Source organism: Synechococcus sp. MU1643, assembly GCF_020514095.1.
GTDB lineage: Bacteria > Cyanobacteriota > Cyanobacteriia > PCC-6307 > Cyanobiaceae > Parasynechococcus.
Genome location: NZ_VTKY01000004.1, coordinates 94,684 through 113,914 on the forward strand (window position 1 = coordinate 94,684; position 19,231 = coordinate 113,914).

Genomic DNA, 19,231 nt, shown 5'->3' on the forward strand with positions numbered 1-19,231 from the left:
CCCGCTCAGCCCACCAGGGAGAACATCAAGTCCCCGGAACAGACCAAATCACCGTCCACTGTGGCCTCGGCCTTGACCTTGCCGAAGCGTTTGCGCTTGAGGCTGAGCAGTTCACAGCTGATCACCAGTTGATCTCCAGGAACCACAGGGCGCCGGAAGCGTACCCCGTCAATACCGGCAAAAACGAACAGTCCCTTCGGCAGATCGGGCATCTGGGTAACGATCAGACCACCCACCTGTGCCATCGCCTCGACAATCAGCACCCCTGGCATCAGTGGACGCTCTGGGAAATGCCCCTGGAACTGGGGCTCGTTCATGGTCACGTTCTTAATTGCCGTGGCCGAAACTCCGGGCTCATGGGCGATGACCCGATCCACCAAAGCGAAGGGGTAACGGTGCGGGAGCAAGCCGGCGATCTGTTCGCTGGTGAGCACGACATCTGGGGTGGTGGATTCAGTCACAAAGCGGCTGCGAGATCGGTGTGAAGACCATGGGATCCCTTGTACACAAGAATTTGTGCCTGGGGAAAACCGACGAGGGCCAGGTCGCCGATTAGATCCAAGAGCTTATGGCGCACCGGTTCGTCCTCGAACCGCAGCGGTGGATTCATCCACTGATCACCGTCACAGACCAGGGCATTGTCCAAGGCTCCGCCCTGGATTAAACCGGCAGCACGCAGCTGCTCCACTTGCTCCCGGAAACCAAAGGTGCGTGCCGGAGCGATCTCATCGACGAAGCGTTGGGGCGTGAGCTCCAAGGCGAACTGCTGACGGCCGATGGCCGCCTGCGAAAAATCGATGATGCCCACAACACCAAAGCGATCCGACGGGGTGGCGGTGATCACACTGTTGCCGCGGGTGCGCAGCAGGGGTTTTTCCAACCGCGGTGGAGCCGGCCTCGGTGTCGCTGCAGGAGCCAAACCAGCTGCGGAGATGGCCTCTACCCAGCACAGGGCTGAACCATCCAGCAAAGGAACTTCATGGCCGCTGAGACCGATCTCCACATGGCTGAGCCCACAACCAGCCAGGGCCGCCAGCAGATGTTCGACAGTGGCCACCGTGCTGGAGCCCAGATCCAAGGTTGTGCACAACGGGCTGTCGCGCACCTGATCCGGCCGTAGCTGGATCGGCTGCTCCATCCCTGGCAAATGCATGTGAAACCCCGGCTGATCCGTCGGCCGAAGCTCCACCGTGGACTCAGCTCCGCTATGGAGGCCGACTCCAGAGCGTGATGTCACCGACCCCAATGTCCAGGCAGCAGAGTAGTCCTGAGGCCAGCTGGTCACTAGAACTTCCAGCCCACGCCCAGGTTGAAGCGCCAATCAGATGCGAAATCTTTGCTGGCAACTTCCAAGCGGAGCGGTCCAACTGGCGTTGTAACAATCACGCCGGTGCCCACGGAAACACCGGAGCCGCTCTTATCCAGCAGCAGGCCGGGCTGGCCCGGCACATCTTTTTGGGTGCCGAAATCAGTACCGGCATCCATGAACACCTCACCGGAGAAGATGCTGATCAACGGGAAGCGGTACTCGATCGTGAGTTCGCTAAAGGCCTTGGACACTGCAAGATCGCAGTCGTACCAACCCCGAATGGAGTTGGATCCACCCATGCAGAATGCCTCGTACGGGGGCGCTTCGCCCATTATCGCGCCCCCCTTGAACTGCACACCGATGGCCTGGGGGCAATCGGCCTGCTCACCGGATTTGGGACGGCAACCCTTGTGGATCTTCAGCCAGTCCACGGGGAAGAACTGGGTGTAACTCGCCCGCAACCGGTTGAAGGTGGGGGAGTCATTGTTAATGCCGAGGAACTGCTCGGTACCAGCCGTAAAGAAGTTGCCGCTTGTGGGATTACGAGGGTTGTTGAAGTTGTTGTAAGTGGTGGCAACACGAAGTCCCACAAGGGTGTTGCTGTCGGCGCAGTTGTACGCCACGCAAATCACGGCATCACCGTCGACCACTCCATCCTTACGGTTGTTGGTGGAGACGCCGTAAGGCCGAGTACTTCCTGCAAAGTTGACTGGCCGCACCTCAGCAAAGGACATGCCGGCCAGCACATTCCACTTGTCGTCCTTGTAAGGATCGCCTCCGTTTAACGGGCGGGAGAAGGAGAAACTGCCACCGGTCCTGCGCAGCACCACCGTGTCGCCCTCATAGTCATACCAAGTGCGGTTTGGGTACTCGCTGTCGGCCTTGTTGACGTCGTCCGGAGCCTTATCTCCATCGGTGAATCCATAGCTGCGGCCGGTCTCATAGGCCTTGTTGGAGCCGTTGTCGGCGTAGTCCTTCGCAGTACGGATGTAGCCGTTGTCATCGCTCTGGAACACCTGAGGCACTTGCTGACTCAGGAACAGCGACGTGCGAAAGCTGGTGCGGTGCTTGTCGCCATAGATCCAAGGATCTGTAAAACTGACGTTGGCCAGTCCGCCGTACTGGCCATAAGTGATGTTGGTGCTCAGATTCCAGGCTCGACCGAAAAGATTGCTTTCCTGCAGCTGCATCTGGCCAAACACACCCTGGCTTTGGCTGTAGCCAAGACCGCCGGAGAGCTGTCCAGTGGACTGCTCAATAATGCCAAGAACAATCACAACATCGCCAGGCTGCTCGGGCACTGGCCGCAACGTCACCTTCACATCACTGAATAGCTGGGTTCCGTACAACCGTTTAATGTCCCGCTCCAGCTGGTTGCGGTTAAAAGGATCACCGGGTTGGATCGAAACCTCTCTTGTGACCACCCATTCCTTGGACTTACCTCGGATGGGATTGCCGTTCTCATCGGTGTCATCACCATCTTGGGTGAGGAATTTGACCTCAACACCAGACACATTGCCCTGGCGCAGTTTTAGCGTCACCACACCCTCAGGGCTGACCCGTTCTGGACCGGACACCCGAGCCAGGGAATAGCCCCGATCGGCCACTGAGGACTGCAAGGACTTCATCCTCTGCTGCAGATCATTGAGGTTGAGCGTGCGGCCGTAATCGGAGGCAAACGTCTCCTTAATCACCTCATCCGAGAGGAGATCCCCATCGTCGCCACTGATTTCAACAGCACTCAGCGGAGGGAAGGGTTCCACTTGAACAACCACTTGAACCCCGAGCGGTCCATTCTGAGGAACAATCCGCACATCAGAGAACCAGCCCGTGGCCTGAATGCCATTCAGATCGTTCTGGAGCTCCTCGCGGGTGACACGCATCCCCGGAAGAACCTGCATGGCGTCGTAAGTGGAAATCTGAAGACGTTGTTCTTCCGGGTGGCCCTCGATGCCCTCAATCAACACCTCGGAGATCAGCACCCGAGGCTGTTTCTCAACGGTGTCTTGTACCACGAACTTTTCCGCCTCAACGGATTGGTTCGCAGGAGTGGCCTCCTGAGCCATCCCTGGCGGAACCGCAAGGGGGATCCCGAGCATCAGACCCAGAACCGTTTGACGAACGGCAACCGAAGAGCGGCGGGACGAACGGCGGGTCATCTAGACGCAGGCTGGGCCGAAGCCACAAAAACGTGCGCTGACCTTACAGGCAGTTGCTGGGATTGGGGCAGCTGCCTTGGACCCGTTTGAGGACCTCCCCGTAGGCCTCCATCACACCACCGAGATCCTTGCGGAAGCGGTCCTTGTCCAAAATCCGGTCCTCAACGTTGCTATTGCGGCGATCCCAGAACCTGCAGGTATCAGGGCTGATCTCATCGGCGAGCAGGAGTGTTCCATCCGATGCAAGCCCCAACTCCAGCTTGAAATCCACCAGTTGCAGATCAAGTCCCTCGAAGAACGGCAGCAGCACCGCATTCACCCGGCGGGCCAGTTGTTCAATCGCTGAAAGTCGCGCCTGGTCCGCAACCCCCAGCAGCTGCACGCGCGCCTCAGTCAGCAGCGGATCGCCAAGAGAATCGTCCTTGTAATAAAGATCCAACAGGGCGGGTTCGATGGCTGTGCCCTCCGCGATCGGCGTCTGACGGCACAGCGATCCGGTGGCGGTGTTCCTGAGAACCACCTCCAGGGGAATGATCTCCACCCGACGCACCAGCATCCAGGTCTCCCCGGCAAGACCGCAGTAATGGGTCGGCACCCCCTCACGCTCAAGCAGCTCGAACAACCGCGCTGAGATTTGGCAGTTCAGCCGACCTTTGTCGTCTAGCTGAGCTTTCTTCTGGGCATTGAAGGCGGTGGCGTCGTTCTTGAACTCCACCAGCACCCGGTCTAGATCCGTGGAGGCGAAAACCCGCTTGGCCTTGCCTTCGTAGAGCAGCTCTCCGTGATCGGGCGTCATGGCGACGGTGCAACGGCTGACGGTCTTACATCAGCATGGCCTCCGGGATCCCGAGGTGAACGCAGCAGCGGATCGGGCTCGGCCTCTGGATGCAGTTGCTGAATCGCATAGCGGTCATTCAGAACGGTGGCGAGCCGCAGCATCCGCTGCCGCGGCCGCTCGCCATCGCCCCCAGCCTCCAACTGCAGTTGGAGCTGTTGATGGAGCAGGTCCATGGCCAGTCCCCAGGCCGCCGCTGCCGCCGCTTGATCCAAAGCGGTTTCCAGCAGTTGATCCGCCTGCTCGAACTGATCCGTATCGAGCCATTGCGCCGCGCGCGCCAGTCGTTTCGCCCCCTGCAGGCCCTTCAGGTCCCCCAGCAGCTGCACCTCCACAGCCACAGCGTTGCGGCCCAAAGCCGCTTCATGAAAAGCCAACTGATCCAGCCCATTTTCCTGATCCGGCAACGACTGATCAGGGAATAGAGCCGCGTCCAGGGCTGTCAGGTTGCCATCCACCAAACGGCGCAGCGCCAAAGCCGCCTGGTGATGATCCTGAGCAGCGGCGGCAGCCCGCCAGCGCAACAACAACCACTTTCTCCGTTCATCGCCAGGCCGGGGGCTGTAGCGGTTGAGCACCACCGCCGCAGCTTCGGGGGCACCGCAGCTCATCAGGGCTTCGGCGTTCTCCAGCACGAGCTCCAACGAATCGATGACAGGATGGAGCGCCAAAAGCCGATCACGCAAGGCCTGGCGACGGCCATCGGAGTTGGCGATGCGGGGGGCGAGACAGGCCTGCTCCTCTGCGGCCACATCCATGGAGGCCAGCGCGGTCTGAAAAGGTTCCTCGCGCATCACCTGGGGATCAGGGGCTGACGTGACAACAGCCAGAAGGGTGAGGGCGAAGGGGAAAAGGGGGTTCCCCATGGCGGGCTGCGTTCTACAAAGGAAAACCTACGAGGCCCAAACCGTTCCTCCCGCAACCATGGCCATTTCGTCCACCCGTCCCAACACGCTGCCCATGCTCCAACGTGCCCTCGTCGTCGGCGGCGGCGGCAGGGAACAGGCCCTGGCCTGGGCCCTGGGCCGTTGTCCAGACCTAGACACGGTTTGGATCACCCCTGGCAACGGTGGCGCTGAAGGCAGCACCCTGGCGGTGGGCGAAACCGATAGCGCTGGGTTGATTGCGCTTTGCCAGCAGAACGCCGTCGACCTGGTGGTTGTGGGTCCGGAAGCTCCTCTCGCAGATGGCGTCGCCGATGCCCTGCGTGATGCGGGCTTCGCCGTGTTCGGCCCTGGAGCGGAGGGTGCCCAGTTAGAGGCGAGCAAAGCCTGGGCCAAGCAGCTGATGCAAGAGGCGGGGGTCCCCACTGCTGGCCACTGGGCGGTGACCAGTGAAGCCGAAGCGCTGGCGGTGTTGCAGGAGGTCCAACGTCCTCTGGTGGTCAAAGCCGATGGATTGGCCGCCGGCAAGGGCGTCACGGTGGCGAACAACGTGGAGGAATCGGAAACCGCCATCCGCGAAGCCTTTGAAGGGCGTTTCGGTGCTGCGGGCTCCCAGCTGGTGCTAGAGGAGCGGATGGAGGGCCCTGAAGTGTCGGTTTTCGCCCTCTGCGATGGGGAGCGGATGGTGCTGTTGCCACCGGCGCAGGACCACAAACGGCTAAACGACGGCGATCGCGGTCCCAACACTGGAGGTATGGGCGCCTATGCCCCCGCCCCACTTCTGGATGCCGAGGGGCTGGAGGAGGTACGCCGCATCGTGCTCGAGCCCACCCTCAAGGCCCTGCGCCAACGCGGTATTGATTACCGTGGGGTGATATATGCCGGCCTGATGATCACGGCCAATGGCCCTCAGGTGATCGAGTTCAACTGTCGTTTCGGGGATCCCGAATGCCAGACGTTGATGCCTCTACTTGGCCCTGAGATTGGAGCCGTGCTGCAGGCCTGTGCTCTGGGCCGCCTCGATCTGGCCCCGCAACTGAGCATTGCCGAATGCTGCAGTGCCTGCGTTGTGGCGGCTGCAGAAGGCTACCCGGAGGCTCCCCGCAAGGGCGATGCGATTCGCATCGCCCTTGCCCCCAGCCCAAACCATCAGCTGTTTCATGCCGGCACCCGCCGCGACAGCTCCGGCGACCTGCTCACCGCAGGGGGCCGGGTGCTGGCCGTCGTCGCCCAGGGCGATGACTTCGATGCAGCCTTTGCCGGGGCCTACAACGGCCTTAATCAGCTGGATTACGCCGGAATCACCTACCGTCGAGATATAGGCCATCAGGTGCGCTCGGGAGGATGAGCAGCAGCAGCGGAGCAGCGATCGCTGATTGGGCACTTCCCCCCAATGGCAAACCGCCAGGGGAAGACCAGAACCTCTGGGACCGCATCACCGCCTGGTGGGCGGAATTCACTCTTCAGACCAAGCTGCTGGCGATTGCCACGCTTGTGGTGAGCTTGATGATGACGGGTATCACCTTCTTCGCACTGAACGGGATTCAGCGCGATGCCGTGATGAACGACACCCGCTACGCCAGGGATCTGGGCTTGCTACTAGCCGGCAACGTCACCGAGCTTGTGGCGCAGGGCCAGGACCGTGAGCTGGCCAACGTCGCCGAAAAGTTCTGGCGCTCCAGCCGCAGCGTCCGCTACATCTTTTTCGCCGATCCCGAAGGCGTTGTTTACCTAGGAATACCCATCAGCGCAACCCCCAGCAGTGGCGATGGCGAGCTCCGTCTCAACCGACGGTTGGAACTGCCCGATGAGCTGCGTCGACGCCCCCAGAACCCCCTGGTGCGACAACATCTCACGCCCCAGGGTGCCGTCACCGATGTGTTCGTCCCCCTGATCCGGGGGGGGCATTACTACGGCGTTCTCGGCCTCGGGGTGAACCCGAACGAAACCGCCCTGGCCAGTGCCGCCCTCACCCGGGAGGTGACCGTGGCGGTGTTCATCTCAATATGGGTGTTGGTGATCCTGGGAGCGGTGTTCAATGCCCTCACCATCACCCGACCGGTGAAGGAACTGCTGCGGGGGGTGCGCTCCGTCGCCTCCGGCAACTTCGGTGCCCGGGTTGACCTGCCGGTGGGAGGAGAACTGGGGGAATTGCTCACCGGCTTCAACGCCATGGCCTCCCAGCTCGAGGCCTATGACGAAGCCAACATCGAAGAGCTCACGGCCGCGCAAGTGAAGCAGCAATCGTTGATCGCCACTATGGCCGATGGCGCCATGCTGCTCGATGCCGACGGCCGCATCGTGCTGGCCAATCCAACGGCGCGGCGCCTGTTCCGCTGGGAAGGGCGCAGCCTGGAAAGCAAGGAGCTAGTTGGGGAACTGCCCGAACTGTTGGCGATCGAGCTGCACAGCCCACTCGATGCCCTGCTCGGTGGCGGCTCAGATAGTGAAGACCTTCGCTGCAGCGTGGGGGAACCAGCCCGCACCCTGCGCATTGTTCTGCAGGCTGTGCGTGATGCCAGTGGTGAAACCCTCAAAGGCATCGCCGTCACCATCCAGGACCTCACTCGCGAGGTGGAGCTGAATGCAGCCCAGAGCCGTTTCATCAGCAATGTCTCCCATGAACTGCGCACACCGCTGTTCAACATCAAGAGCTATGTAGAAACCCTGCACGACCTCGGCGACCAGCTCAGCCCCGATGAGCAGAAAGAGTTTCTTGGGGTTGCCAACGATGAAACCGATCGGCTCACCCGGCTGGTGAACGATGTGCTGGATCTTTCCAGGCTGGAGTCGGGTCGAACCCTGCAGTTCGAACCGATCAGCATGCGACCAGCGATGGAGCAGACCCTGCGCACTTACCGGCTGAATGCGGAGGATCGCCAGGTGGAACTGGTTCTCGATGCTCCCGAGGATCTGCCTGAAGTGTTGGGCAACTGGGACCTTCTGCTCCAGGTGCTCGACAACCTGATTGGCAATGCCCTCAAGTTCAGCCGACCCGGTGGCCCCCTGGCGCTGCGGGCCTATCCCTGGCCCGACACCTGTTCAGTAGAGGGGACAGCGATCACTGGAAATGACGGACCCACCTGCGCCCTGACCTCACCGCTGCCCAAGCTGAGGGTGGAGATCGCAGACACGGGCTGCGGCATCAGTAGCTCCGATCAGGAACGAATCTTCGATCGTTTCTTCCGAGTGGAAAATGCCGTTCACACGGAAGTGGGCACCGGACTGGGTCTCTCGATCGTGAGGGGCATCCTCGAGAAGCACGGTGCTCTAGTGCAAATGGTGAGCGAGCCTGAGATCGGCACCACCTTCTGGTTTGAGCTTCCGCTAGCAGAAGCCGACAAGGATGAGCTGCAACTGCAGGCGGAACGACGAAGCCGCAATGCCATCGCCGAGACCGTCGAGCTCTAGGTCAGTCCTCGGTCGACACACCACGGGCAATTCGCGACAACTCGCTGCGCTCATCGGTGGTCACCCGATGGGGCACACCGGAAATGATCCGCTCAAAGTTGGAGAAGGAATCCTTGATCTGCGGACCATTGCCCGTGATCACAAATTCGCGGATGCCCTTGTCATGCCATGAGCCACGCATTTTGAACACGTTCAAGGCCCGGGCCATCTCCCCGCGGATCTCCACGTACTGCAGCAGCAGGATCGTGTCGGTGATGGTGGAGATATGAGAGTCGGTGATCGAGTGGCTGCCCATGAACTCCTCGGAGGTGTTCGTGAAGAAACCAGCGATCTCCTCCTGCTTGGCGTAACCGGTCACCCCGATCACGAACTGACGGAAGGCGTTGTGGCTCACACCACGAGCCAGGGCAGAGAGGGAGTCGATCGCCATCCGCGATGGCTTGAATTGGCTGATCTCCGTCTTGATGATCTGCAGGTGATCTTCAAGGCCCGTTGATTCGGGGTAAGCGCAGATGATCTTGAGCAGACCGTCCTGCTCCATCTGCTCGAAGTCGATGCCCCAGCTGGTGCCGTTGCGCAGCAGCTGGGCGCGCGATTCCTCATAGGCAAACAGGATCGCTCGTTCCTTGTTGCGGCAGGCGTCTTCGATGAATTTGGAGACGAGCATCGTCTTGCCCGTTCCTGTGGCTCCGGTGGCGAGGATGATCGAATCCTTGAAGAAACCACCGCCACACATGTCGTCCAGACGGGGCACACCAGAGCTGACCCGCACGTTGGACGACCGCTGGGTGAGGCGCATGGCCCCCAGCGGGAAGATGCTGATGCCGTGTGTCCCCATGGTGAAAGGGAACTCGCCCTTCATGTGGGTGGTGCCCCGCAGCTTGAGAATTTCAACAGTGCGTCGACGCCGCTCTCCCTCGAGCACGTTGCGAAGGATCACCACGTTGTCGGAAACAAATTCTTCAACGCCGTAACGGGCAATCGGGCCGTACTCGTCGATGCGCTCGGTGGTCATCACTGTGGTGACGCCAATTTCCTTAAGCCGGGCGATCAAGCGAAAAATTTCACGACGCACCACAAAGACTGCGTCGTATTGCTGGAACACCGCAGTAATCGAATCAATGGCGACGCGCTTGGCCTTGTACTTGCGGATGGCATAATTTATTCGTTCGATCAGACCCGATAAATCAAAGCTGCCAGCCACGTCCTGGCCGTCGGGGTCTGGCGAGGCATCAAGAATGAATAGCTTGTCCTGCTCGACCATCTCCTGCAGGTTCCAACCGAAACTGGCGGCATTGCGCAGGATGTCTAGGGGCGATTCCTCGAAGGTGACGAAGATCCCTGGTTCGTCGAAATCTTTGATGCCGTTGTGAAGGAAGTGGAGAGAGAACACTGTCTTTCCGGTGCCGGACGTGCCGCTGATCAGCGTGCTGCGACCGATCGGTAGGCCGCCCTGGCACACATCATCAAAGCCCTCGATCCCCGTCGGGAGCTTTTGAACCTGCATCTGAGGCTGACCGCTGGTCGGAGGGAACTGCATGACAACCACCTATGACTTGACCGTAGTGAGCGGGAGTTGAACCGTGCTGGAGCGCACCATGTCGCTTAAGGATCCGAAGTGATAGTCGTGTCGGTCTCCTCATCGACAGCGTCGATCAAACTCGAGTTGAGAGCCGTGTCGGAAAGCTCGTCGTAGAGAAGATCGAGACCGATCAAAACCCGTTCCCGATCCGAGAGATCACCAATGATGCGGCGCACCGGCGGGGGAAGAATCTTGGACAACGTTGGCGTTGCCAGAATTTTGTCCTCCTCCGCCAGTTGCGGATTTTTCAACACATCAATCACTTTCAAGGCATAGACGCCCCGGAATTCGGTTTCAAGGATGTTGCGCAAGGTTTTCAGCGCCCGCATCGAGTTGGGCGTGTTGCCCGCCACGTAGAGCTTGAGTATGTAGGTCTTGCGTGGGCTCATGACGACTCCTCCGAGGCATCGAGCTGATCCATCGAGCGACGTACACGGCTGGAGGCCGTGCCCGATAGAGGAAGGTCCGGCGGAATGGAACGCCGGTACATCTCACACAGATGGGCCATCACGTCGAGAAGCGCAAGGCGGTAATCCTGAAGAAAGTCATGTTTGTGACCCTCCAAACTCAGTTGTTTCCAGAATTCATCGATCAGATCCACGTGGATCTCAACGGTGCGGGTAATCGGCAGATCACTGAAAAAAGCGGTGTTCACAAAGCTTTCCAAGGCCTGATTGGCCGCGGCCGGATCGCTGAAATAACTCGCCAGCAGGTTCCGATAGGTGCGTTGGAGTGACAGCAGCAGATCCCGTCGTTCCTCGGGGGGCAAGCTGCCCAGGAAGCGGGATGGATCTCGCTTATAGAAGACCCCGAGGTAACCAAGTCGCTCCTGCAGGCGATCGGAGAGGTTGCTGACGGCACGGGGGGAAGAGCTGCTGTCGTCCTGCCGTCCATCGACCCGACTCTGGCGCAGAAAACGCGAAATGGCAGCGTCAACGTTGTATCCCAGCTGGGCCAGCTGGTCCTCGGGCAGATGCAACTCCTCGGGGTGGTAATCCACCTGCCCCTTCAGATCCCCAACGATTACGGCGGGGAAGAGCAGACCCGCCGCCAGTAATTGTTCCTTGGCCTCAGCATCGAGCAGGCTCTGCTCGAGCACCACAGCGTCAAAATCATCCTTCCTGGGGCCGAGAACAGCCGCCAGGGTCTCTTCAGGATCAACAGTCAGAACAACAGACTCATAACGATTGGCCGGCAGCCATGGGCGGCAGGCCTCCACCAAAGCTGGGCTAGCAAGCATGAGAGCAACAGTGAGGGCCGGCCTGGCCATCCGTACATCCGCAACGTCGAAGCATCTGAATCTTGACGATGGGGCGCGTCAGAGACGAAGATCTTTGTTTGTCTTTCGATTGCGGGTCAGGCCTGAATCGGTTCGCCGAGCCTGAACGCGTCTTTTCACCTTATGGCCGACACCAAACCAGCCGAGGAACAGAGCGGGACCTACGCCATCGTTGAGGCGTCGGGCACCCAGATCTGGCTGCAGCCCAACCGCTACTACGACATCGATCGGCTTCAGGCCGAGGTGGACGACACCATCAAGCTTGAAAACGTGCTCCTGGTAAAGGACGGCAAGGGCACCACCCTCGGCCAGCCTTACGTCAAAGATGCCACCGTGTCACTCAAGGTGATGGCCCATCGCCGCGGTCCCAAGGTGATCGTTTACAAGATGCGCGCAAAAAAGAAAACCCGCCGCAAGAATGGTCACCGGCAGGAACTCACCCGGGTGATGGTTGAGTCCATCTCCGTGGGCGGCAAGGCCATCAGCTGACCTCCCCCCTCGCTCCATCAACCGCCCCACCAGCATCTCTTCTCATGGCACATAAAAAAGGCACAGGCTCAACCCGTAACGGCCGCGACTCGAACGCCAAACGCCTGGGCGTGAAGGCCTACGGCGGCGAAACCGTCACCGCCGGATCCATCCTTATCCGCCAGCGCGGCACCTCCGTTCTGCCCGGCGTCAATGTCGGCAAAGGCAAGGACGACACCCTGTTTGCTCTGACCGATGGGATCGTGAAGTTTGAATCGATCCGCCGCGGCCTACGCAACCGCAAGCGCATCAACATCACTGCAGCGGTCTGAGTTTTTCAAACCAGCATCAATCCAAAGCCTCAATGCCTGTTGGCATTGAGGCTTTTTTAATGCCCCCTTTTGTCGCCCCGCCTCAGGAACACCGGTACAGACGGGCGGTGATCAACAGAGGGTGAAACACCTCCAGGAACTGGACCTGCAGGGTGCGGAAGAACTCATCCACCAAGGCCGGATCATCGAAATGGAAGGGATACTCCCCCTGATGCCCTTTGAAGAAGTACCAGTTCAGGAGGGCGATGGACCCGGGCGCCATGCGCTGGTGAAACTCCAATAACTGCGCCGAGGGATCCGGCAGGTGTTCAAGTACATCGAGGCAGACCACCGAATCGAAACGCACATCGCCCAGGCTGCTCAGATCACGATGCACCGAAAGCTTGTCCGCCAGACCCAGGCTTTCTGCCCGTTGCCGCACAAAGGCCTGGTTGTGGGGATTGAGATCAACAAACCAAACGTGATCGACCTCCGGTAGCGCCGCAGCCGAGATGGCATGGGTGCCGATGCCACCGCCGAAATCCAGCACCTGGCCCTGCACCGCCATGCCCTGAAGCCGCAGCGTGTCCGCGATGTAGTCCGCACTGGAGAGATGCCAGGCCGCCAGCTCAAGCAGGTGCCCAGTGCCCACCGTGTCCTCATAGAAGGCGGTGGCGTCCTCCGGCCGGAACGCACCCGGGTGCAAGTCCGCCAAGTCGTCGGTGCTGCTGGGCAGACGCTGCTCGAGCTGCTCCAGCGTCAGGTCGAGATAATGGCTGAGGTGTTGCTTGATGCCCAAACCGTCCGCCAGGAAAGCGGAGACGTCCACATCCGTGCTGCTGCGGAGCTGGGGCATGGATGGGCTTCAGGGCGCGGCCAACCTACGCAGCCGCCGGAATGCAACAGTCAGGGCATCCCGCTCCAGCTCCGGTGAAGGGCCCCTTCGGCTTCGTGGTGATCGACAAACCCGCAGGCCTCACCTCCCATGCCTGCGTTAGCCGCCTGCGCCGAAGCTACGGGCTCAAGCGCGTGGGCCATGGCGGCACCCTCGACCCTGCCGTCACTGGGGTTCTCCCAATCGCCCTGGGGCCGGCCACCCGTTTGCTTCCCTACCTCCCCGGGGAGAAGACCTACACCGGTGTGATCCAACTGGGCAGACGCACCAGCAGTGACGACCTGGATGGAGAGCTGCTGGAGCAGCAGGACTGGCCTTCCCTCAATGAGGCCGAGCTCAACAGCAGCCTGGACGCGTTTCGTGGCGCGATTGAGCAGCGTCCGCCGCAGGTCTCCGCCGTCCATGTGGATGGCGAACGGGCCCATGCCAGGGCCCGGCGCGGTGAAGCCATGGACCTTCCGCCGCGGGCCGTCACCGTGCACCGGCTGGAGTTGCTGCAGTGGGATGCGGCCCAGGGGCAGCTGAGCCTCGAGGTGCACTGCTCCGCTGGCACCTACATCCGCTCGATTGCCAGGGATCTGGGGGCCAGCATCGGCTGTGGAGGCTGTCTGGCCTCGCTGCGCCGCACCCAGGCCCTGGGGTTCCATGCACACCAGGCCCATCCGCTGCCGGAACGAGATGCTGCTCCGCCCGATCCCCTGTCCCCGCTTCTGGCCCTGGGGGCCCTGCCCCGGCGTGATCTCAGCGAAGCCGAACAGAACGACTGGCGCTGCGGCCGTCGCATCGCGATGGATCCCGGTGCTGGAGAGGCGGTAGTGGTGTGCAACGCGGATGGGAGCATGGCCGGCATCGGCCACCGCGAGAGCGAAGGTCTTTTGCGTCCCAAGGTGGTGTTCGATGCAGCAGGCTGAAACCACCTTTTTGGTTAGTACTCTCCGAGCGCATCCCGCCCTGCCCTGACGAGATGGCTGGCCACAGCAAATGGTCCCAGATCAAACGCACCAAGGCCGTCGTCGACGCCAAACGAGGTGCGGTGTTCACCCGGCTGGGGCGAGAAATCATGGTGGCGGCCCGTACCGGAGCCGATCCCGCCGGGAATTTTCAGTTGCGGACGGCCATCAGCAAAGCCCGCGCCGCAGGGGTTCCCGCTTCCAACATCGATCGCGCCATCGCCAAAGGTTCAGGTAAGGCGGGTGATGGAGCTCAACTGGAGGAGGTGCGCTACGAGGGCTATGGCCCCGGCGGAATGGCGGTGCTGGTGGAGGCGCTCACTGACAACCGCAACCGCACCGCTGCAGATCTACGACTGGCCTTCAGCAAGAACGGGGGAAACCTTGGGGAAAACGGCTGCGTGGCCTATCTGTTTGAGCACCGCAGCGAAGTGATCCTCAACGCCGGCCGCGAGGACGAGGAACGGCTGCTGGAAAGCCTCCTGGAGATGGACGCCGATGGCTATGAGCTCTTGGACAGTACCGTGATGGTGCATGGTCCGTACGAGGCCTTGGAGAGCCTTCAGGACGGCTTGCAATGTGCTGACTGGAATGTGCGGGAGTGGGGCCATCACTGGTCCGCCCAGACCAGCGTTTCGGTAAGTGATACCGACACCGCCCGCAGCTGCCTCAAGCTGCTTGATGCACTCGATGGGCTCGACGATGTGCGCAGCGTCAGCGCCAACCTTGACCTAGCCGAAGGGATAGAGCTCGACTGAGCCTCCTTAAAGTTCATCGTCAGCAAATCCGCACCAAAGCTTGTGCCCGTGAGCCCAGGGCGATGCCAGCGCTAGGCAGAAGGCATCCCTTCTGGAGGATCGCCATGTCCATGAAACAGCTGGAGACGTTCATGTCGCGGGTGCAGAGCAACGACTCACTACGCGATGAGGTGCAGCGATGCGGCAAGGACAACTCCTGCGTGGTCAAGGTCGGCGCCAAACACGGCCACAAGTTCTCCCCATCACACCTGAGCCGCTGGCAAAAGGAACACTGAAGACCCGCCACAACCGGCGGCGGGATTCCTCAGGGGGTCCCAGCCGCCGCCTCCCCCGTTCCATCGGGTTGCTGTCGAATCAGCCGCGCCAGCATCTCCAACTTGGCGTTCTCCGATTCCGAGGCTCGGGTTGCCATCCAGGCACTGGCTGCCTTCTGCTGGGCCAACTGCTGCACCAAAGCCAGGGCCATCTCGCGCAGCTGCTCTAAGTCCTGACAGTCCTGAATCAAGCGCGTCCAGCGTTCCGCCTCAAAACTCTGCTCAAGGCGCCGTTCCACGGGGTCGATGCTCATCGCCACTGCTCTCGGCTGCTCAAGCTAAAGCCGCTGCATCGCACCAGAGCCAGACATTTGGATGGGTTAGCAGCCAGCTGGCGGGCAGCGCAGGATCCGGCTCGCTTAAAGCCAGCAGCCGCTTGAGGATGCCGGCCTTGGCAGCGCCGGTCACCACAAGATGAATCTCAGCGGCCTCGAGGATCTCCCACAGGCCAAGGGTAATAGCCCGCTGGGGAACAGCCTCAACGCAACCATCGAAGAGAACCGCGTTCTGCTGCCGGGTGGCAGAGGTCAGCTGCACCTCATGACAGTGCTGATCGGGAGGGCAAGGCGGCTCGTTGAAACCAACATGTCCATTGCTGCCGAGCCCCAGAAGCTGCAGGCCGATGCCCCCGCAACCGCTGAGCTGCTCGCCGTAACGCCGCGCAGCAGCCGCTCCGTCAGCGGCAGTGCTGTCGGGAAGATGCACCGCTGAGGCGGGCAAGCCCAACGGTGCAGCGAGGTGGTGGGTCATGTAGGCCCGGTAGCCCCGCGGATCTTCCGCCGAGAGTCCGAGGTATTCGTCCAGGTTGAAACTGCACCATCGGCCGCGCAGGGCCTCAAGCTCATCGGCAGACCACGACAGCAGCCGTTCGACCAGGGTGCGATACAGCGGCTCCATCGTGCGTCCGGTAGCCAGACCCAACGGCTTCAGGGAATCCGGCCCCTGCCAATTGCGCAGATGTCGCTCCAGATGGGCCGCCAGCACAGCGCAGAGATCCGTGTCACTGGAATGGCTTTGCAGACGACAGGGAAACCGTGCCAAAGGGCGAAATCGGCATGTCTCTCCAGAGTGGCTTCGTTGGGGGCTTCAGCGCCAGCGATGGGTCGTGGTGCGGCCGGTAGGGAATGACCTCAGCCCCGCGGTAGTAGTGATGAAGAATCGAGCGGAAGTCAGCACCCTGCTCCGCCAGACCGTGGGCTCCCCACTGACTCATGCCAACGCCATGGCCATAGCCCTGGCCCTTCACCAACAGCTGAAGGCCGCCAGCGGACCAACGACGCACCGAAGTCTTACTGACCAGCAACGGCGGAGGGGCCGCCAACAGAGGCGGTCGTCCTCCCCGCTGGCGGGCCACCGATGCCGTGATCCGATCGATGCGAGAGCCACCACTGGCAGTCGCGTTCACCCGCCGCACCGGAAACTCCAGAGAGGGGCGCTGCCTCCCCGTCACCATCTCAAAGTCCACCAGAGTGCTTTTGAGACCCAACCGCTTGCGCAGCTCGCTGCCGCTGAGCACCAGCGATCCGCCCGGCCCGCGGACACGGGCCTGGCGGACGCGGCCGCTGCTGGAACGACTCAGCACCTCAACAGCCTGGAGCCCCCCGGTTTCGGGCAGCCGCTGACGTAGCCCAGCCGGATCAAACCATTGTTCCCAGCGGTGCACCGGGCTGTGCTGGTCGTGGTCGGGGACGCTGACCAGATAGGGAAACTGACGGCGCCAGACCATCCCGCTCGCCTCGGTCACCCCGCCAGAACTGCTGTGAAAGACAGCATCGATCAGGCGACCACCGTGCACGAGCACCAGCGAACGGGTGCTGGCCACCGCCTTCCGGGTGCTCGGGGTTTCCGACTCCACGCCCCGGTACACCTGACTCGCCACCGTGGCCTTCACATCCCAGGCACCACCCCGGCCGCGTTGTTTCAGGGCATATGTGCGGGCCGCCACCGCCTGGGCCTGCAGGGCGGCCAGGGGCCAGCGGTGGGGCATTTCGCTACCGACAACACTGTCTAGATAGGTCTCGACGCCCAGGCTGTTGACCACGCGCAAATTCCCGCCTCGGCCGCTGATGCGCAGCACACCGCGGTAGCGACGGGACCCCAGCCAGATGCCCCGTGAGTCGTCGTTTTGCACCGTCACCAAAGTGCTGGGGGCCAGCAGCATCGATTGGCCATCCACAGTGGCTCTCAAGCGGGTTCCTTGGAGGCTGAGCTGCAGCCGCTGCGGCTGTCGCTCGCCGCCGGGGAGTCCCTGCACCCGCAGCGGCTGTGCTCCATCGGAGAGCAGGCTGACCTGGTTGTTCTCCAGCAGCAACACTCGCATCTGCGGCTCGCGGCCGCGGGCCAGCGCCATCGGCGATGGAGCGATAACAGCGACGAGCAAAAGCCCGACGGCAGTGGAGGCGCGTCGCACGCTGGAGATCAAAGGGCGACTCAGTGTGCCGCCTGTTCCTGGGTTCAGCCAGATGGCAGCATGAGCCCTGAGGAGCACCGGCCTTGCAGGTCACTTTTCTCGGTACGAGTTCTGGGGTACCCACCAGGGCCCGCAACGTTTCAGCCGTGGCTCTGCGTTTGCCGCAGCGCTCGGAGATGTGGCTGTTCGACTGCGGCGAGGGCACCCAACATCAGTTTTTGCGCAGTGATCTGCGGCTGTCGCAGCTGCGCCGGGTGTTCATCACCCACATGCATGGCGACCATGTGTTCGGCCTGCCTGGGCTCCTGGCCAGCCTCGGACTCGCCGGCAGCTGCCCCGCAGGGGTCGATCTCTACGGGCCAGACCCGCTGGAGAGTTACCTCAACGGTGTGCTGCGCACAAGCTCCACCCGCATCGGATATCCCCTCGCCGTCCACCGGGTCAGGGATGCAGCCGAGCAGGGCACTCTGCTATTCGAGGACGACGACTTCACGGTGCGCTGCACCCCGCTCACCCACCGTGTGCCGGCCTACGCCTATCGCATCGAACAGAAGCCTCTGGCCGGTCGCTTCGACATTGAGAAAGCACGGGAACTGAACATCCCGCCCGGGCCCGTCTATGCACAGTTGAAGCGGGGTGAAACGGTGACCCTGGAGGACGGTCGCAGCATCGACGGCACCAGCCTCTGCGGTGAGGAACGGCCCGGTGTGAGCGTCGTCTATTGCACCGACACCGTGTTCTGCGAGGCGGCCGTGGAGCTTGCCCGCGGGGCGGACCTGCTGATCCATGAATCCACCTTTGCCCATGGGGAGGCGGGGATGGCGTTCCAGAAACAGCACTCCACCAGCACAATGGCTGCCCAGACGGCCGCCGAAGCCGGTGTGGGGCAACTGGTGCTGACCCACCTCAGCCCGCGCTACGTGCCGGGCAACCCGGTAACGCCCCAAGACCTGTTGGACGAGGCCAAGGCGATCTTCCCGAACACGCTGCTGGCCAAGGACTTCCTCAGCATTGACGTCAAACCACGCTGCAACAGTTCGTGATCCGGCCACAGAGGGTCACTTCCCCGTGATACAAGAGCTTGGTGCGGTGAATGCGTCACACCCCCTTACCTTCATGGCCTCTGTGTTCTCTTCCTTGCGACGGTCCCTGAAGGGCCTTCTGGTCCTTATCCCGGTGCTGATCGGTTTGGCCGTTATCTCTCCGGCTCAGGCGGCCCAGTGGGACGCTGAGACCCTGACGGTTCCGGCAGATCCTTCTGGCACAGAGGTGACCTTCAGCGATCGCGAAATCGATGCTGGCCGCAAGGTGTTCAACACCAGCTGCGGCACCTGCCACGCCGGTGGCATCACCAAGACCAACCACAACGTGGGGTTGGATCCTGAGACCCTGGCCCTGGCCACCCCAGCCCGCGACAACGTTGAGGCCTTGGTCGATTACATGAAAGACCCCACCTCCTACGACGGTGAGTACAGCATTGCTGACCTGCACCCGAGCATGCGCGACGCTGAGCTCTACCCCGCCATGCGCGACCTCGATGATGAGGATCTTCGCCTGATGGCCGGCTACATCCTGGTGTCGCCCAAAGTCCAGGGCAGTGCTTGGGGTGGCGGCAAGATCTACTTCTGATCAGCTCCTGCCGATCAATCCCTACTAACCAAAATTG

At 61.6% G+C, this 19,231-nt stretch carries 21 protein-coding genes; 9 read left to right on the top strand and 12 right to left on the bottom strand.

Features of this window, described 5'->3' with window-relative positions; translation table 11 throughout:
- Window positions 1-5 precede the first annotated feature (5 nt).
- Genes fabZ through FZX09_RS08030 form a run of 5 tightly spaced genes read right to left on the bottom strand, consistent with a single transcriptional unit; the run spans window position 6 to window position 5,169 of the window.
- Window positions 6-461, bottom strand: a complete 456-nt coding sequence (gene fabZ, locus FZX09_RS08010) for a 3-hydroxyacyl-ACP dehydratase FabZ (protein WP_226401844.1) — start codon at window positions 459-461, stop codon at window positions 6-8.
- Complete coding sequence (gene lpxC, locus FZX09_RS08015; RefSeq protein WP_226401846.1) at window positions 458-1,285, bottom strand: UDP-3-O-acyl-N-acetylglucosamine deacetylase; 828 nt, start codon at window positions 1,283-1,285, stop codon at window positions 458-460. The genes fabZ and lpxC overlap by 4 nt, the downstream gene beginning before the upstream one ends.
- Complete coding sequence (locus FZX09_RS08020) at window positions 1,285-3,468, bottom strand: outer membrane protein assembly factor (RefSeq protein WP_226401848.1); 2,184 nt, start codon at window positions 3,466-3,468, stop codon at window positions 1,285-1,287. The genes lpxC and FZX09_RS08020 overlap by 1 nt, the downstream gene beginning before the upstream one ends.
- Before the next feature lie 43 nt (window positions 3,469-3,511).
- The gene (gene purC, locus FZX09_RS08025; RefSeq protein WP_226401850.1) at window positions 3,512-4,264 is read right to left on the bottom strand and encodes a phosphoribosylaminoimidazolesuccinocarboxamide synthase; all 753 of its coding nucleotides are present in this window, start codon (window positions 4,262-4,264) and stop codon (window positions 3,512-3,514) included.
- Window positions 4,261-5,169, bottom strand: a complete 909-nt coding sequence (locus tag FZX09_RS08030) for a hypothetical protein (RefSeq protein WP_226401851.1) — start codon at window positions 5,167-5,169, stop codon at window positions 4,261-4,263. Before FZX09_RS08030 ends, purC begins: the two co-directional genes overlap by 4 nt.
- A gap of 58 nt (window positions 5,170-5,227) precedes the next feature.
- Between FZX09_RS08030 and purD the strand changes: the two genes are divergently transcribed.
- On the top strand, window positions 5,228-6,535 hold the full coding sequence (gene purD, locus FZX09_RS08035; RefSeq protein WP_226401852.1) for a phosphoribosylamine--glycine ligase: 1,308 nt from the start codon (window positions 5,228-5,230) through the stop codon (window positions 6,533-6,535).
- Window positions 6,532-8,598 carry an ATP-binding protein gene (locus FZX09_RS08040; protein ID WP_226401853.1) on the top strand — a complete coding sequence of 689 codons (2,067 nt, stop codon included), beginning with the start codon at window positions 6,532-6,534 and terminating at the stop codon, window positions 8,596-8,598. Before purD ends, FZX09_RS08040 begins: the two co-directional genes overlap by 4 nt.
- 1 nt (window position 8,599) lies before the next feature.
- Here the strand turns inward: FZX09_RS08040 and kaiC are convergent, their stop codons facing one another.
- The 3 genes from kaiC to FZX09_RS08055 form a co-directional block, all read right to left on the bottom strand.
- Entirely contained in the window at window positions 8,600-10,138 is a 1,539-nt protein-coding gene (gene kaiC, locus FZX09_RS08045) for a circadian clock protein KaiC (protein WP_226401854.1), read from the bottom strand.
- A gap of 65 nt (window positions 10,139-10,203) precedes the next feature.
- A complete protein-coding gene (kaiB, locus tag FZX09_RS08050; protein WP_226401855.1) occupies window positions 10,204-10,569 on the bottom strand; it encodes a circadian clock protein KaiB in 366 nt (121 codons plus the stop codon).
- Window positions 10,566-11,450 (bottom strand): circadian clock protein KaiA, encoded by an 885-nt coding sequence (locus tag FZX09_RS08055; protein ID WP_226401856.1) that lies wholly within the window; start codon window positions 11,448-11,450, stop codon window positions 10,566-10,568. Before FZX09_RS08055 ends, kaiB begins: the two co-directional genes overlap by 4 nt.
- Before the next feature lie 132 nt (window positions 11,451-11,582).
- Between FZX09_RS08055 and rplU the strand changes: the two genes are divergently transcribed.
- Together rplU and rpmA are read left to right on the top strand one after the other, a co-directional pair.
- The gene (gene rplU / locus FZX09_RS08060) at window positions 11,583-11,948 is read left to right on the top strand and encodes a 50S ribosomal protein L21 (protein WP_226401857.1); all 366 of its coding nucleotides are present in this window, start codon (window positions 11,583-11,585) and stop codon (window positions 11,946-11,948) included.
- Window positions 11,949-11,992: 44 nt separating this feature from the next.
- A complete protein-coding gene (gene rpmA / locus FZX09_RS08065) occupies window positions 11,993-12,259 on the top strand; it encodes a 50S ribosomal protein L27 (protein WP_114989469.1) in 267 nt (88 codons plus the stop codon).
- A gap of 82 nt (window positions 12,260-12,341) precedes the next feature.
- On the opposite strand, the gene FZX09_RS08070 is transcribed toward rpmA, so the two are convergent.
- Window positions 12,342-13,094, bottom strand: coding sequence for a bifunctional 2-polyprenyl-6-hydroxyphenol methylase/3-demethylubiquinol 3-O-methyltransferase UbiG (locus FZX09_RS08070; RefSeq protein ID WP_226401858.1), 753 nt, complete (start codon window positions 13,092-13,094; stop codon window positions 12,342-12,344).
- A gap of 41 nt (window positions 13,095-13,135) precedes the next feature.
- On the opposite strand from FZX09_RS08070, the gene truB reads away from it, so the two are divergent.
- From truB to FZX09_RS08085, 3 genes are all read left to right on the top strand, one after another.
- Window positions 13,136-14,044: a tRNA pseudouridine(55) synthase TruB gene (gene truB, locus FZX09_RS08075; protein WP_226401859.1), complete on the top strand. Its 909-nt coding sequence runs from the start codon at window positions 13,136-13,138 to the stop codon at window positions 14,042-14,044.
- Between the two features lie 53 nt (window positions 14,045-14,097).
- Complete coding sequence (locus tag FZX09_RS08080) at window positions 14,098-14,841, top strand: YebC/PmpR family DNA-binding transcriptional regulator (RefSeq protein ID WP_226401860.1); 744 nt, start codon at window positions 14,098-14,100, stop codon at window positions 14,839-14,841.
- 104 nt (window positions 14,842-14,945) lie between these two features.
- Window positions 14,946-15,116 (top strand): Nif11 family protein, encoded by a 171-nt coding sequence (locus tag FZX09_RS08085; protein ID WP_186513834.1) that lies wholly within the window; start codon window positions 14,946-14,948, stop codon window positions 15,114-15,116.
- Window positions 15,117-15,145: 29 nt separating this feature from the next.
- On the opposite strand, the gene FZX09_RS08090 is transcribed toward FZX09_RS08085, so the two are convergent.
- From FZX09_RS08090 to FZX09_RS08100, 3 genes are read right to left on the bottom strand one after another with little or no spacing between them, the layout of a single operon-like run.
- Window positions 15,146-15,409: a hypothetical protein gene (locus FZX09_RS08090; protein ID WP_226401862.1), complete on the bottom strand. Its 264-nt coding sequence runs from the start codon at window positions 15,407-15,409 to the stop codon at window positions 15,146-15,148.
- Between the two features lie 19 nt (window positions 15,410-15,428).
- A complete protein-coding gene (locus FZX09_RS08095; protein ID WP_226401864.1) occupies window positions 15,429-16,196 on the bottom strand; it encodes a glucosamine-6-phosphate deaminase in 768 nt (255 codons plus the stop codon).
- Window positions 16,156-17,643, bottom strand: a complete 1,488-nt coding sequence (locus tag FZX09_RS08100) for a SpoIID/LytB domain-containing protein (RefSeq protein WP_226401866.1) — start codon at window positions 17,641-17,643, stop codon at window positions 16,156-16,158. Before FZX09_RS08100 ends, FZX09_RS08095 begins: the two co-directional genes overlap by 41 nt.
- Window positions 17,644-17,648: 5 nt before the next feature.
- On the opposite strand from FZX09_RS08100, the gene rnz reads away from it, so the two are divergent.
- Both rnz and psbV read left to right on the top strand, forming a co-directional pair.
- Window positions 17,649-18,608, top strand: coding sequence for a ribonuclease Z (gene rnz, locus FZX09_RS08105; protein ID WP_226401868.1), 960 nt, complete (start codon window positions 17,649-17,651; stop codon window positions 18,606-18,608).
- Window positions 18,609-18,681: 73 nt separating this feature from the next.
- A complete protein-coding gene (gene psbV / locus FZX09_RS08110) occupies window positions 18,682-19,194 on the top strand; it encodes a photosystem II cytochrome c-550 (protein ID WP_222929014.1) in 513 nt (170 codons plus the stop codon).
- The last annotated feature ends 37 nt before the right edge of the window (window positions 19,195-19,231 follow it).

What these genes read in the sequence shown, in the direction of transcription:
- FZX09_RS08020 (WP_226401848.1), bottom strand. Translation starts at nt 3,468, where the DNA reads ATGACCCGCCGTTCGTCCCGCCGCTCTTCGGTTGCCGTTCGTCAAACG.
- purC (WP_226401850.1), bottom strand. Translation starts at nt 4,264, where the DNA reads ATGACGCCCGATCACGGAGAGCTGCTCTACGAAGGCAAGGCCAAGCGG.
- FZX09_RS08030 (WP_226401851.1), bottom strand. Translation starts at nt 5,169, where the DNA reads ATGGGGAACCCCCTTTTCCCCTTCGCCCTCACCCTTCTGGCTGTTGTC.
- purD (WP_226401852.1), top strand. Translation starts at nt 5,228, where the DNA reads ATGGCCATTTCGTCCACCCGTCCCAACACGCTGCCCATGCTCCAACGT.
- FZX09_RS08040 (WP_226401853.1), top strand. Translation starts at nt 6,532, where the DNA reads ATGAGCAGCAGCAGCGGAGCAGCGATCGCTGATTGGGCACTTCCCCCC.
- kaiC (WP_226401854.1), bottom strand. Translation starts at nt 10,138, where the DNA reads ATGCAGTTCCCTCCGACCAGCGGTCAGCCTCAGATGCAGGTTCAAAAG.
- kaiB (WP_226401855.1), bottom strand. Translation starts at nt 10,569, where the DNA reads ATGAGCCCACGCAAGACCTACATACTCAAGCTCTACGTGGCGGGCAAC.
- FZX09_RS08055 (WP_226401856.1), bottom strand. Translation starts at nt 11,450, where the DNA reads ATGGCCAGGCCGGCCCTCACTGTTGCTCTCATGCTTGCTAGCCCAGCT.
- rplU (WP_226401857.1), top strand. Translation starts at nt 11,583, where the DNA reads ATGGCCGACACCAAACCAGCCGAGGAACAGAGCGGGACCTACGCCATC.
- rpmA (WP_114989469.1), top strand. Translation starts at nt 11,993, where the DNA reads ATGGCACATAAAAAAGGCACAGGCTCAACCCGTAACGGCCGCGACTCG.
- FZX09_RS08070 (WP_226401858.1), bottom strand. Translation starts at nt 13,094, where the DNA reads ATGCCCCAGCTCCGCAGCAGCACGGATGTGGACGTCTCCGCTTTCCTG.
- truB (WP_226401859.1), top strand. Translation starts at nt 13,136, where the DNA reads ATGCAACAGTCAGGGCATCCCGCTCCAGCTCCGGTGAAGGGCCCCTTC.
- FZX09_RS08080 (WP_226401860.1), top strand. Translation starts at nt 14,098, where the DNA reads ATGGCTGGCCACAGCAAATGGTCCCAGATCAAACGCACCAAGGCCGTC.
- FZX09_RS08085 (WP_186513834.1), top strand. Translation starts at nt 14,946, where the DNA reads ATGTCCATGAAACAGCTGGAGACGTTCATGTCGCGGGTGCAGAGCAAC.
- FZX09_RS08090 (WP_226401862.1), bottom strand. Translation starts at nt 15,409, where the DNA reads ATGAGCATCGACCCCGTGGAACGGCGCCTTGAGCAGAGTTTTGAGGCG.
- psbV (WP_222929014.1), top strand. Translation starts at nt 18,682, where the DNA reads ATGGCCTCTGTGTTCTCTTCCTTGCGACGGTCCCTGAAGGGCCTTCTG.